This window comes from Streptomyces abikoensis (assembly GCF_014648775.1).
GTDB lineage: Bacteria > Actinomycetota > Actinomycetes > Streptomycetales > Streptomycetaceae > Streptomyces > Streptomyces abikoensis.
Genome location: NZ_BMRT01000007.1, coordinates 279,757 through 293,108 on the forward strand (window position 1 = coordinate 279,757; position 13,352 = coordinate 293,108).

Consider the following 13,352-nt stretch of genomic DNA (forward strand, 5'->3'; position numbering starts at 1 on the left):
CCCTGTCGCGCCCCTGCGGTCACTTCTCCCGGTGCCTTTTCTTGTGCTTGACCACCTTCGTCAGCACGTAGCGCTTGCCGGAGCCGGGCTTGCCGATCTCGTGGAAGATCCGCGGCTCCTTCTCCGTGCCGATGACGCTCCAGTCGCGGGACAGCTCGCAGGAGCTGATCCGCATGGAGACGCCCTGTACCCGGCCGCCGTCCTTGACCGGCGTCCAGGTGCCGGAGCCGTCGCAGTCCTTGGGCCGGTCCTTGCCCGTGCCGTCCCAGATGAAGTTGTCGAGCCCCTCGGCGATCGCGTTGCCGTCCGAGTCCAGCTTGACCGTGCCGCCGCGGCCGTCCGTCCAGGTGCCGGCGAGGTCCGACCTGGTCAGGCGCGGCGGCTCGTACACGCTCACCAGGCCCGTGCCGTACGCCCCGGCGCCGAGCACGCCGACGACCAGCCAGGCCAGCAGTCCGTCACGCGTCACCCGGCGGGCCACGCTGCCGGACCGGCTTTCACGGACCTTGCGGGCGGCCGCCCGGCCGGCCAAGGCGGCGGGTACCAGTGCGACCGTGAGGGCACCCCACCAGATGGGGTAGCTGAGCGGCCGCGCGAGGGAGAGGCTGCCGAGCGCGGCCACGCCGCCGAACACGACGACGGCCGCCGCGGCGACGGCGGTCGCGGCCCCGGCGGTCCACAGCGCGCTGTCGCTCCGCTTCCGGGCGCGTGCCGTCCGCCGGGCCAGCGTCAGCGCGGGCATGACGGCGGCCGCGGTGACGAAGCCGCTGAGCAGCACGGTCAGCAGCAGGGCACCGAGGGCCACGGCGGCGATCAGGAGGGGTCCCTTGGGGAGCCCGTCGTGCTCCCGGGAGAGAAGGACGAGCACAGCGGCCGTCGCGGCGACGACGATCTCCGCGCAGAGCGTGGCCATCGAGGCGCAGAACGCGGCGCCGAACCCGTCGTCGCGCGGCGCCCGGTGCGGCGCTCCGCAGCACGGCCCGGACACGGCGTCCGTCGCCTCGTCCGGTGCCTCTTCCGCTATCGGGTGCGGCTCAGCCTGCTGTGTCATGTCAGCCCCTCTCTCCAAGAATGATTCCCCCAGAGGCCGCGAGGTTCCGTTCCGGCTTGGCCTGGATCCGGGCCTGAACGGCACGAAAGGCACGGGCCAACCCCACACTCAGGCGACGGCCCGCGCAAGACCCACGGCGGGGATCACATGGAGGACGACCGGCTCACCGGTCGAAGGAGAGGACGCCCCGGGCCACCGCATGGTTGTTCATGTCGTCCATGGCCTGCGCGAACTCCTCGACGGGATGGATCCGGCCGACGAGTTCGTCGAGCATCAGGCGACCCTCCCGGTACAGCCGGGCGTAGAGCGCGATGTCGTGCTGCGGCCGGGACGAGCCGTAGCGGCAGCCCAGGATCGACTTGTCCAGATAGAGGGACGAGACCGGGAACGACGCCTCCGCGCCAAGGGGCGGCACGCCCAGGAGGACCGCCTGGCCGTGCCGCCCGAGGAGGTCCACGGCTTGCCGGACGAGCCGGACGTCGCCGACGCATTCGAAGGCGTGGTCGGCTCCGGCGGGCAGGACCTCCCGGACGGCGGCGAGGACGTCGCGGCCGGCGGAGGCGTGGACGAAGTGCGTGGCGCCGAGGAGCCGGGCCGTCTTCTCCTTCGCGGGATGGGCGTCGACGGCGACGATCGGGGCGGCACCGGCGATCCGGGCCCCCTGCAGCACGTTGAGGCCGACCCCGCCCGCCCCGATGACGAGGACGGACTCGCCCTGGCCCACGCGGGCACGGTTGAGTACCGCGCCGACGCCGGTCAGGACTCCGCAGCCGAGGAGGGCCGCCGGGACCAGCGGGACGTCGTCGGGAATCCTGACGGCCTGGACGGCCTTGACGACCGTCCGCTCGGCGAAGACGGACGTGGCCGCGAAGTGGAACAGCCTCTCCCCGTTCCGCCGGAAGGGCCTGCCGGGCCTGCCGAAGGCGGCGCGGCACATGGCCGGCCGCCCCCGGTCGCAGTCGGCGCAGGCGCCGCAGGAGGCCAGAGTGGACAGAGCGACGTGATCGCCGGGTGAGACGTGCGCGACGCCCGGTCCGACGGCCTCGACCACGCCCGCGCCCTCGTGCCCGAGGACCACGGGGAGGGGATGCGGGATGGTGCCGTCGACGACCGCGAGATCGCTGTGGCAGAGGCCGGCCGCGGCGACGGCGACGAGCACCTCGCCGGGGCCCGGGTCCCGTACCTCCAGGTCGTCGACGAAACGCGGCCGCTCGCCGTCGAAGATGACGCCTCTCATCAGTGGTGATCCTCTCCGGGGCAGGGCTCAGGACGGCCAGACGACCGACTGGAGTTCGCTGTACGCGTCGAGGGCGAACGAGCCGCCGTCGCGGCCGATCCCGCTCTCCTTGAACCCGCCGAAGGGCGTCTCGGGATGCCGCTGGACGGTGTTCACGCCGACGTTTCCGCTGCGGAGCCGGGCGGCGAGGGCCCAGGCGCGGCCGGCGTCGGCGCTGAAGACGTAGTCGTGGAGGCCGTACGCGGTGCCGTTGGCGATACGGACCGCCTCGTCCTCGTCGTCGAAGACGAGCACGACCACGACGGGGCCGAAGATCTCCTCGCGCGCCACGGCCATGTCGGGGGTGACGTCGGTGATGAGGGTGGGGGCGACGTAGAACCCCGGGCGGACGGCGGGGCGCGTGCCGCCGACGACGATGCGGGCGCCCTGGTCACGGGCCCCGGCGATGTGGGCCTCGACGCGGTCGCGCTGCTCGGCGGAGATCAACGGGCCCACGGTCGTGGAGTTATCCACAGGGTCCCCGACGATCAGTGACCCGGCGTAGTGTCTGAGACCGGCGACGACCCGCTCGTACAGCGACCGGTGGACGAGCAGTCGGGTCGGCGCCGTGCAGATCTGCCCACTGTGGAAGGACCAGACCGAACCGACCGCCCCGACCGCCGACGTGACCACCGCTTCGTCGGCGTCCTCCAGGACGATGGCCGCGCCCTTGCCGCCCAGCTCCATCAGGGTGCGCTTCATCGACCTCCCCGCGGCCTCGGCGATCTTCTTTCCCACCGCGCTGGAACCGGTGAAGCTGATCATGTCGACGCCGGGGTGCGCCACGAGCGCCTCCCCGGCTCCCGCGCCCGAGCCGGTGACCACGTTGAACACCCCGTCGGGAAGCCCGGCCTCGCGGCACAACGGGCCCAGCTCCAGGCAGCAGAGCGGGTCCTGCGGCGCCGGCTTCGCGACGACCGCGTTGCCCATGGCCAGGGCGGGCGCGACCTTGCCCGCGAGATTGACGAGAGGGAAGTTGTAGGAGGTGATACAGCCGACGACGCCCACGGGGCGGCGCACCGCGGCGGCGCCGAGCAGGCCGCCGGGTGCGAGGGGGCTCGCCCTGACGGGGCGTGGCGCGAGCGGGACGACGTGCGGTTCCGTCGCGCCCCGCGCGTACCGGTGGAAGCGTTCGGCGGCGGTGGGGAGTTGCATGGCCGAGGTGACGCGTGTCGTCGCGCCGGTCTCGGCCTGGAGGAGGGGCGCGAGCTCCTCGCTCCGCTCGGTGATCAGATCAGCGATCCGGTCCAGTACGGCCGCGCGCTCGCGCGGTCGTGTACGGGACCAGCCGTCCTGCGCGGCCCGCGCGGCGGCCACGGCGTCGGCGACTTCGGCGGGAGTCGACTCCGGGGCCTCCCCGACGACCTTCTCGGTCGCCGGATTGACAACTGGATAGTGCCCTTTTTCCGGCGCGCGCCAGGCGCCGGCGATCCAGTGCCCGTACTCCGTCATGTCCGTGCCTCCTTGGGCAGACCGAGTACGCGCTCGGCGATGATGTTGCGCTGGATCTCGTCCGAGCCGCCGTAGATGGTGTCGGCTCGGCTGAAGAGGAACAGGCGTTGCAGGGTGTCCAGCCGGTACGGGCTGTCGGCGCTCCAGGGGTCCGGCCCCAGGGTGGCGGGGGCGCCGCGCACTCGCATCGCCAGTTCGCCGAGCCGCTGGTGCCAGCCGCCCCACAGCAGCTTGGCGACGCTGGGCGCCCCGGGGGTGTCCGCGGCCCCCAGGGTCCGCAGGGCGTTCCAGCGCATGACCTGGAGTTCGGCCCATTGCCGTACGAGCCGGTCCCGTACCGCCGGCTCCTCTGCGGCGCCGGTCTCCACGGCCAGGCGGACCACTCGCGCCAGTTCGGCCGCGAAGCCGATCTGCTGGACGAGGGTGGACACTCCGCGTTCCCTGGCGAGGAGCCCCAGGGCGATCCGCCAGCCGTCGCCCTCCCCTCCGACGAGGTGTTCGGCGCCGGCCTCGGCGCCGTCGAAGAACACCTCGTTGAAGTCGGCGGTCCCGGTCAGCTGGCGGATCGGCCGGACCTCGACGCGGCCGGGCTGGTCCATCGGCACGAGGAGGAAGGAGAGTCCGTGGTGGCGCCGTGAGCCCTTGGTGGTGCGTGCGAGGACGAAGCACCAGTCGGCCTCGTGGGCGAGGGAGGTCCAGATCTTCTGCCCGTCGATCCGGTAGACGCGTCCGCCGTCGGCGCGTGTGGCGGTGGTCCGGACACCGGCGAGGTCCGAGCCCGCGCCGGGTTCGCTGTAGCCCTGGCACCAGATCTCCTCGCCGCGGGCGATGGCGGGGAGGAAGCGGGCGCACTGGGCGTCGTCGCCGTGGGCGAGGAGGGTGGGCGCCAGGAGGTTCTCGCCCAGGTGGCCGAGGCGGGCGGGCGCTCCGGCGCGGGCGTATTCCTCGGCCCAGACGACCTGCCGGGTCAGGGAGGCCGTGCGGTTGCCGTGGGTGCCGCGGTGGGGGCTCCAGCCGAGGCCGATCCAGCCTCCGGTGCCGAGTTCGCGTTCCCACGCGCGGCCGGGCGCGGGGTGCCCGTCATCGTCCCGGTGCCGGGCCGTGTGGCCGGGCAGGTGCTCGGCCAGCCAGGTCCGGGCCTCCTGGCGGAAGGCCTCGTCCTCCGGCCCGAATGCGAAGTCCATGGCGTCGCGCCCCTCCCTTCGCGGTCCGCCGCGTCACGCGTTGGGGCGCCGGCCGGCGGCGGCCGCGTCGGCCATGTCCCGGAGCCGGTCCAGCAGGGGCATCGGGTCGACGCCGATGGTCTCCGGGAGGGCCTCGGCGATCCGTTCGGGGGTCCAGCGGCCCTCGGCGTAGGCGGCGCGCAGTTCGCGGGGCTGGGCCCAGACGGCGATCTTGGGGCCGGCGACGGTGTAGACCTGGCCGGTGACGCCCTGCTCCCGGGCGCGGTCGCCGAGCAGGTAGACGACCAGGGGAGCCACGTCCTCGGGCTCGCCGATCTCCTTGAGTTCCATGGGGACGCCGGCGGACATCCGGGTGCGGGCCACGGGCGCGACGCAGTTGGCGGTGACGCCGTACTTGTGGAGGCCCAGGGCGGCGCTGCGGACGAGGGAGATGATCCCGCCCTTGGCCGAGGCGTAGTTGGCCTGGGACACGCTTCCCTGGTGGTTGCCGCTGGTGAAGCCGATGAGGGTGCCGGAGCGCTGCCGGCGCATCACGGCGGAGGCGGCGCGGAAGACGGTGAAGGTGCCCTTCAGGTGGGTGGCGATGACCGAGTCCCATTCCTCTTCGGTCATATTGAAGATCATGCGCTCGCGGAGGATGCCCGCTCCGCAGACGACGCCGTCGAGGCGGCCGTACCGGGCGATCGCCGTGTCCACGATCCGCCCGCCTCCGGCCATGGTGGAGACGTCGTCCGCGACGGCCGTGGCCTCGCCTCCGAGGGCCTCGATCTCCTTGGCGACGGCGGTGGCGATCTCGCTCGAGGGCTCCTCGCCCGCCACGGACACCCCGTAGTCGTTGACGACGACCCGGGCACCCTCGGCGGCGCAGGCAAGGGCGACCGCCCTGCCGATCCCCCGTCCGGCGCCGGTGACGGCGATCACCTTGCCTGCCAAGAAGTTCCCCACGGCGTGGCCCCCTCCCGCGGTTTCTGACGGTCCGTTAGATTTTTGGGCAGCACGGGCGCGAGCACAAGCCCCGCGGCCGAAGCCGCGGCGGAGCCGCACAGCCGCCATCCGGGAGGACATCCATGCCGCTGCCGTCCGATTTCTACGAACTGGCCAAACGACTTAACAACTGGGGTCGTTGGGGCGAGGGTGACGAGATAGGCACGCTCAACCTCATCACCGACGAGGTGGTGCGCGAGGCCGCCGCGACCGTGACGGTCGGCAAGCGGGTACCACTCGCGCTGCCCCTGCACCAGGACGGCGTCCAGACGGGCGTGATCCCGGGCAGGATCAACCCGCTGCACACCATGGTGGCGATCAACGTGGAGCTGTTCGGGCCGGGCACCGTCGCCACCAGCGACGACATCGTGACCATGGGGCTGCAGGCCGGTACCCACTGGGACGGGCTCTCGCACGTCTCCCACAGCGGGAAGCTCTACAACGGCCGCCCGGCGGAATCGATCACCGCCCAGAGCCGCTCGGCCTTCAACGGCGTGGAGAAGGCCGGGCACATCGTCTCGCGCGGCGTACTGCTCGACGTCGCCCGCGCCAGGGGCGTGGACCGGCTCGACGGCGACCACGCCGTCACGCCCGAGGACCTGGAGGCGGCGGAGGAGATGGCCCGGGTCGCGGTCCGGCCGGGCGACATCGTGCTCGTCAGAACAGGGCAGATCCAGCGGTTCCTGGCCGGCGACAAGCACGCGTACGCCCACCCCTCCCCCGGTCTGTCGATCCGCACGCCCGAGTGGTTCCACGCCCGGGACGTGGCCGCCGTCGCCAACGACACCCTCACGTTCGAGATCTTCCCGCCGGAGATCACGGACCTCTGGATGCCCGTACACGCGCTCGATCTGGTGGAGATGGGGATGCCGCAGGGCCAGAACTGGAATCTCGAGGAACTCTCCGCCGTATGCGCGGAAGAGCGGCGCTACGCCTTCTTCCTGGCGGCCATGCCGGAGCCGTTCGTCGGCGGGACGGGAACACCCGTGGCGCCTGTGGCGATCTTCTGACGACGGCGCCCGGGCGCGGGCAGACTCCCGGGGCAACGGGTGGGCGGCGGCGCACAGATGCGCACCCCGAGCACGGCACCGTGCGCCGCCAACCAGCTCCGGCGCCTCAGCCCTGTCGTCGCGCCGGATCGCGACCCGCACTCGCCAAGGCAGCCCAGGACAGCCGGACCTCTCGACGTCCCCTCGCAACGAATCGCTGCATCCAAGGGTGATCACGTGACCACTTCACGTCAACACCTGGTCTGGACTTTGTCGACTACGCCCGATTTGTCGCGGCGTGTTGTGGCTCGAAAGCACTACTCCAGCAGGGGCCGCCGCGGTCGACCTCGCACCAGACGCGCTTGCCGGTGCCCTCGCGCTGCCAGCCCCAGCGGTCGGCGAGTCCGTCCACCAACTCCAGCCCCCTGCCTCCCGTGTCACCGCCCTCGGCCCACCGCCGCGCCGGCGGCCGGGCGCTGATGTCGGCCACCTCGACCCGGACCGTGCCGGGCCGGGCGTCCAGCGCCCGTCCGGCGGGGCTCGCGGCGCCCGGCAGGAGCATCCGCAGGACGGCCGGACAGCCGGTGTGCACCACGGCGTTGGTGACCAGCTCCGAGATCAGCAGGATCAGCGTCTCGGCCAGGGGCTCGTCGAGCCCTATCCCGCACCCGGCGAGCCGCGACCGCGCCCACCGACGGGCCCGCCCCACTTCCGAGGGGTCGGCCCCCACCTCGATCTGCACCTGAAGCACCTGCACCGCTCACACCATCCGAACCGGCGGACACAACGCCTCGCTGCCTGACGGGATCACACAGCGTGACCCCCTTCGGCGAAAGCATGGTTGACCTACAGTCACCCCGACAAGCGCTTCGGGCATATTCCGGCGCGAAGGAGCGCGCCTACTGCATACTGTGCGACGCGCGCTTGAGGGGTTCGGACACCGGGGCGTTCCCGCCTCCGGGCCGACAAGGACGAAGGGCGTTTCCTCACCCGGCACCGCTTCTTCGGCGGGACCGGATTTATTGCGCCCCTGAACCACTCGCATCTCACGGAGAGTACCCGAAACCCGGCGCGACTCCATACGGTGACGAGTCACGCGAAGAACACAACTCGATATCGACGCAGCGTGATCATTCCGGGTGGCAAGGGCGGCATTTCGACCGAGGTCGATTACCCCGCGTCATTCGAATGGTTCGCGATTTTCTCCGGGCGATTCTCCCGGCGTGGCGAGCAGGGCCCGGGCCAGCGACTCCTCGGCGTCCTCGGTCGGCCGCCACTGCGCCCGCCGCAGCCAGGCCCGCTTCAGGTGGAGATGGACATCCGCTTCCCAGGTGAAGCCCATGCCGCCATGCAATTGCAAACAGTCACGGGCATTCCGCACGGCCGCCTCGTCCGCAAGCAGCCGGGCTCCGGCGATATCGATTTCGGTGGCCGTGAGTGACGCCGCATATACGCTTACGCGTGCGAGTTCCGTACGGGCGAGCATTTGCGCGCACAGGTGCTGCACGGCTTGGAAGGCGCCGATCGGGCGGCCGAACTGTCTGCGGTTCTTCGCGTGGGAGACGGCCATGTCCAGAGTCCGGCCGGCACTCCCGAGTTGCTGCGCCGCGGTCAGCAGCGCCGCCTCCCGCAGGAGGCGAGCGGCATCGTCCCCGGCGAGCCCGCCGCCTCCGACGCCCGCGCCCGGCAAAGCCCGCGCCCCTTCGGGCGTCGACACCACGTGATGGAGGGGCGTCGTGGGGTCCACCGACCGCACCGGGCGGCCCGCCAGGACGCTCGGCCCGTGACCGTCCGTCACCTCCAGCACCCCGAGACAGCCACGGTCCCCGTCCAGGACGAGCACGACATCGGCTATGGCGAGATGCTCGACCATGCCGGGCCCCTCCAAGGCCGTCACGACCGTCTCGCCCTCGGCGACGCCGGGGATCAGTCCGGCCGCCAAGTGGGTGGCGACGAGCGGGCCGGGGAGCAGATGGCGGCCCGCCTCCTCGAAGAGGAACACCGACTCGGGCAGGCCCAGGCCGGCTCCACCGTCTTTCTCCGCGAGCCTCAGGGAGAAGAATCCGCACGTGCCCAACTCCCGCCACAGTGAACGGTCGAGAGTGGTTTCCGGCACTTCGGCATCGACGGCCTCCCGGAGTTTCTCCCGGGGGAATCGCGCCGACAGAAGTGTCCGCATTCCCGCGATCAGCGCGCGTTGGTCATGGCTCGGCCGGAAGTCCATGCCCTTGGGTCACCGCCCCTTGGGAAGGCCGAGGACACGCTCGGCGATGATGTTCCGCTGGATCTGGGAGGTACCGGCGGCGATGGTGTAGGCGAGGGACGTGAGGCGCCCGGTGGTCCACTCGTGATCGGCGTCCAGGGAGAGCGGCCCCAGGACGTCGGCGGCCGCGTCGTAGAGCTCTTGTCGTGCGTGGGAATAGCGCAGTTTGAAGACGGAGGCACCGACACCGGGCACCCCGTCGCCGCCCGCGCGCAGCGCCGCTTCCGCCTCGCTCGTATTCCACTGGACGAGCCGCCACAGCGCGCCGAATTCGGCGTTGAGGCGGCCGAGCCGGCGCCGTAGGGCGGGGTCGTCCCAGCGCCCGTTCTCCCGTGCCGCGCGGGCCAGCCGCACGAGGGTGCGGCGGCAGGCGACGACTTCCCCCGCGAAGGCGGTGCCGCGCTCGTAGGAGAGCGTGACCATGGTGACGCGCCAGCCGTCGTTCTCGGCGCCGACGCGATGGGAGAGCGGCACGCGCGCCCCGTCGAGGAACACCTCGGCGAACTCCGCCGACCCGGCGAGGGTCCGCAGCGGGCGGACCGTCACCCCGGGGGCGTCCATGCGCAGGGCGAGCCAGGTCAGGCCCCGGCGGCCGGAGTCCGGGGGGCCGGTGCGGACGAGCAGTTCGCACCAGTCGGCCACCTCGGCGTGCGAGGTCCAGATCTTGCTGCCGGTGACGACATAGGCGTCGCCGTCACGGACCGCGCGGGTGCGCAGGGAGGCCAGGTCGGAACCGGCGTCCGGCTCCGAGAAGCCCTGGCACCACACCTCCTCGCCGCGCAGGATGGGCGGGAGCCACCGGGCGCGCTGGGCGGCGGTCCCCTCGGTCGCGATGGTGGGGCCCGCGTGGAGGAGGCCGACGAAGTTGGCGCCGACATAGGGGGCGCCCGCCCGTTCGGTCTCCTCCAGGAAGATCAGGTGCTTGCCGGGGAGGGCGCCACGGCCGCCGGAGTCGGCGGGCCAGTGCAGGCCGGCGTATCCGGCGTCGTACAGCGCCCGTTGCCAGGCGCAGTCGTAGGCGCGGCGGGCGGGCCAGTCGTCCGGTGACGGCTTGGGGGGCAGCTCGGGCAGCGTCGCGTCCAGCCAGGCGCGGAGCCCCCGGCGGAACTCCTCCTCTTCGGCGGTGCGGTCGAGGTCCACCGGGCTCAGCTCCCCGGTTCGTCGAGGTCGAGACCAAGGTCGAGGTCGCGGTCGAGGTCAAGGCCGAGCATGCGGATGGCGTTGCCGCGCATCAGTTTGTGGACGGTCTCCTCGTCGAGGCCCCGCACGTGGTCGAGAGCCACTTCCTTCGTGTGGGGCCACGTCGAATCCACGTGGGGGTAGTCGGTCTCGAAGGTGGCGTTGTCGCGGCCGACCGTGTCGAGCGAGTCGATGCCGTGTTTGTCGCGGAAGAAGCAGCAGTAGATCTGCCGGTAGTAGTACGTCGACGGCGGCTCGGGGATCAGATCGCGAACGCCGCCCCAGGCGCGGTGTTCGCGCCAGACGTCGTCGGCGCGTTCCAGGGCGTAGGGGATCCAGCCCATCTGTCCTTCGCTGTAGGCGAGTCTCAGCCGGGGGAAGCGGACGAGGACGCCGCTGAAGAGGAAGTCCGACATCGAGGCCATGGCGTTGTTGAAGGACAGCGTGGCCTGGACGGCCGGGGGCGCGTCGGGGGAGGCGGCGGGCATCTGGGAGGAGGACCCGATGTGCATGCACACCACCGTCCCCGTCTCCTCGCAGGCGGCGAAGAAGGGGTCCCAGTAGCCGGAGTGGATCGACGGCAGGCCGAGGTACGTGGGGATCTCGCTGAAGGTCACGGCCCGCACGCCGCGTGCCGCGTTGCGCCGGATCTCGGCCACGGCCAGTTCCACGTCCCACAGCGGGATCAGGCACAGCGGGATCAGCCGGCCGCCGCTGTCGCCGCACCACTCCTCGACCATCCAGTCGTTGTAGGCCCGCACACAGGCCAGCGCGACCTCCTTGTCCTGGGCCTCCGCGAAGGTCTGGCCGCAGAAGCGCGGGAAGGTCGGGAAGCACAGGGACGCCTCGACGTGCCCCAGGTCCATGTCCGCCAGCCGCGCCTTCGGGTCCCAGCACCCCCGGCGCATCTCCTCCCGCGTGATGCCCTCCAGGGTCATCTCGTCCCGCGAGAAACCGACGGCCGCGATGACGCGCTTGTAGGGGAAGCGGAGGCCCTCGTAGACCCACCAGTCGGTAGGGGGCCCGTCCGGGTCCATGGTGACGCGGTAGGTGCCCCCTACGTACTCCAGCTCCCCGATCCCGGCGGTCAGGGAACGCGGGCCGCGGTCGCGGTACTTCGCCGGCAGCCAGGTCTCGAAGAGATGGGCCGGCTCGATCACATGGTCGTCGACGCTGACGATGCGCGGCAGCTCCATGGATGCCCCTTCGCCAAATCTGACACTCCGTCAGTTCACTAGGAGGCTAGCCCTCGCCCCCTGGACCAACAAGGCGCGACCGCCTACGCTCCGGCCCGGTATGACATACCGTCAGATCGAGAGGCGCTGCTCATGCGGAACGGCACCGACGCCCGGGAACTGGCGGCCTCCCGCACGCTCTGGGAGCTCCTGGAGCGCCGCGCGGAGCTCACCCCGGACGCCCTCGCGCTCGTCCAGGCCGACGAGCCCGCGCGGGAGGCGCGGGACGGAGCGCCCGGCGGCGACCGGCGGATGACCTTCGGCGGGCTGCGCTCCCGCGCCGAGCGCGTCGCCGCCTGGCTCCACACCTTCGGCGTGGGCCCCGGGAGCCGGATCGCCTGGCAGCTACCCACCCGCGTCGAAACCGTCGTCCTGGCCTTCGCGCTGGCCCGGCTGGGCGCCGTCCAGAGCCCCCTCGTCCCCGCCTGCCGCGACCACGAGGTCGGGCACGCGCTCAGGGCCGCCGGAGCCGAGTACTTCGCCGTCCCCGGGCTGTGGCGCGGCTTCGACCACACGCCGATGGCCCACCGCGTCGCCCTGACCCTGCCCACGCCGCCCCTGGTGTTCCTGGCCCACGACGCCCTCCCGGAAGCCGACCCGGCGATCCTCCCGCCCCCTCCGGCCGACGGCACGGCCGTCCGCTGGATCTTCTGGACGTCCGGCACCACGGCGGGCCCCAAGGGCGTCCTGCACACGGACCGCGCCCTCGTCGCCGCCGGCGCCTGCCTCGCCGACACGCTCCGGCTCACCCCCGACGATGTCGGCTCCATGGCCTTCCCCTACGCCCACGTGGCCGGGCCCGAATACACCGTCGCGTTGCTCCTGCGCGGCTTCCCGGCACTGCTCGTGGAGCACTTCTCGCTGCCCGGTTCGCTCGCCGCCTACCGGCGCCACGGTGTCACCGTGGCCGGCGGCTCGACCGCGTTCTACGCGATGTTCCTCGCCGAGCAGCGCAAGAACCCCGCCCGTAGGCTGCTCCCCACGCTCCGGCTCATGGCCGGCGGCGGAGCGCCCCGGCCGCCCGCGCTCCACCACGACGTGGTCCGCGAACTGGGCTGCCGGCTCGCCCACGGCTACGGGATGACCGAGGCGCCGATGATCACCATGGGGTGCCCGGACGACCCCGAGGAGAAGCTGGCCGCCACGGAGGGACGGCCGGCCGCCGGCATGGAGGTCCGGGTCGTCGGCCGGGACGGCGCCCCCGTCCCCACCGGTGCGGACGGGGAGATACGGCTGCGCGGCGAGGCCGTCTGCCGGGGCTACCTCGACCCGGCGCAGACGGCCGAGGCGTTCGACGAGGACGGCTTCCTCCGCACCGGGGACCTCGGCCGGCTCACCGAGGACGGCCACCTCGTCCTCACCGGCCGGGTGAAGGACATCATCATCCGCAAGGGCGAGAACATCTCGGCCCAGGAGGTCGAAGGGTTCCTCCACGACCACCCGGGCGTCGAGGACGCCGCCGTCATCGGTCTGCCCGACGCGCTGCGCGGGGAACGCGTCTGCGCCGTCGTCCAGCAGCCGGCGGGCGCCCGGCCGCTGACCCTCGAAGCCGTCACGGCCCATCTGCGCGCCGCCGGACTGGCCGTGCACAAACTGCCCGAGCAGTTGGAGCTCGTCGACGCGCTGCCCCGCGACGACACCCTGCACAAGGTCCTCAAGAAGACGCTGCGCGAGCGCTTCGCCGACTGAGCGACGCCGGGCCCGAGCCCAGGTCCGGGCCCGAGCCCGCGCCCGGGTCC

The 13,352-nt window shown here is 72.3% G+C and carries 11 protein-coding genes; 2 read left to right on the top strand and 9 right to left on the bottom strand.

Annotated features, from left to right (window positions below):
* Window positions 1–19: 19 nt before the first annotated feature.
* The 5 genes from IE096_RS22880 to IE096_RS22900 all read right to left on the bottom strand — a co-directional run bounded on the left by IE096_RS22880 (window position 20) and on the right by IE096_RS22900 (window position 5,908).
* Complete coding sequence (locus tag IE096_RS22880) at window positions 20–1,051, bottom strand: hypothetical protein (RefSeq protein ID WP_189454670.1); 1,032 nt, start codon at window positions 1,049–1,051, stop codon at window positions 20–22.
* Window positions 1,052–1,214: 163 nt separating this feature from the next.
* Window positions 1,215–2,288 (bottom strand): Zn-dependent alcohol dehydrogenase, encoded by a 1,074-nt coding sequence (locus tag IE096_RS22885; protein WP_189454673.1) that lies wholly within the window; start codon window positions 2,286–2,288, stop codon window positions 1,215–1,217.
* Window positions 2,289–2,315: 27 nt separating this feature from the next.
* Window positions 2,316–3,779 carry an aldehyde dehydrogenase family protein gene (locus IE096_RS22890; protein WP_189454674.1) on the bottom strand — a complete coding sequence of 488 codons (1,464 nt, stop codon included), beginning with the start codon at window positions 3,777–3,779 and terminating at the stop codon, window positions 2,316–2,318.
* Window positions 3,776–4,963 carry an acyl-CoA dehydrogenase family protein gene (locus IE096_RS22895; RefSeq protein WP_189454676.1) on the bottom strand — a complete coding sequence of 396 codons (1,188 nt, stop codon included), beginning with the start codon at window positions 4,961–4,963 and terminating at the stop codon, window positions 3,776–3,778. Before IE096_RS22895 ends, IE096_RS22890 begins: the two co-directional genes overlap by 4 nt.
* A 33-nt stretch (window positions 4,964–4,996) precedes the next feature.
* Window positions 4,997–5,908 carry an SDR family NAD(P)-dependent oxidoreductase gene (locus tag IE096_RS22900; RefSeq protein ID WP_189454678.1) on the bottom strand — a complete coding sequence of 304 codons (912 nt, stop codon included), beginning with the start codon at window positions 5,906–5,908 and terminating at the stop codon, window positions 4,997–4,999.
* A gap of 122 nt (window positions 5,909–6,030) precedes the next feature.
* On the opposite strand from IE096_RS22900, the gene IE096_RS22905 reads away from it, so the two are divergent.
* Window positions 6,031–6,957 carry a cyclase family protein gene (locus tag IE096_RS22905; protein ID WP_189454680.1) on the top strand — a complete coding sequence of 309 codons (927 nt, stop codon included), beginning with the start codon at window positions 6,031–6,033 and terminating at the stop codon, window positions 6,955–6,957.
* Between the two features lie 256 nt (window positions 6,958–7,213).
* On the opposite strand, the gene IE096_RS22910 is transcribed toward IE096_RS22905, so the two are convergent.
* From IE096_RS22910 to IE096_RS22925, 4 genes are all read right to left on the bottom strand, one after another.
* Window positions 7,214–7,693 (bottom strand): ATP-binding protein, encoded by a 480-nt coding sequence (locus IE096_RS22910; RefSeq protein WP_189454682.1) that lies wholly within the window; start codon window positions 7,691–7,693, stop codon window positions 7,214–7,216.
* Window positions 7,694–8,116: 423 nt separating this feature from the next.
* Entirely contained in the window at window positions 8,117–9,160 is a 1,044-nt protein-coding gene (locus IE096_RS22915) for an acyl-CoA dehydrogenase family protein (RefSeq protein ID WP_189454684.1), read from the bottom strand.
* A gap of 9 nt (window positions 9,161–9,169) precedes the next feature.
* Window positions 9,170–10,339 (bottom strand): acyl-CoA dehydrogenase family protein, encoded by a 1,170-nt coding sequence (locus IE096_RS22920; protein WP_189454686.1) that lies wholly within the window; start codon window positions 10,337–10,339, stop codon window positions 9,170–9,172.
* 5 nt (window positions 10,340–10,344) lie between these two features.
* Complete coding sequence (locus IE096_RS22925; RefSeq protein ID WP_189454688.1) at window positions 10,345–11,574, bottom strand: amidohydrolase family protein; 1,230 nt, start codon at window positions 11,572–11,574, stop codon at window positions 10,345–10,347.
* 132 nt (window positions 11,575–11,706) lie between these two features.
* Between IE096_RS22925 and IE096_RS22930 the strand changes: the two genes are divergently transcribed.
* Window positions 11,707–13,302: a class I adenylate-forming enzyme family protein gene (locus IE096_RS22930; protein ID WP_189454690.1), complete on the top strand. Its 1,596-nt coding sequence runs from the start codon at window positions 11,707–11,709 to the stop codon at window positions 13,300–13,302.
* Window positions 13,303–13,352: the final 50 nt, after the last annotated feature.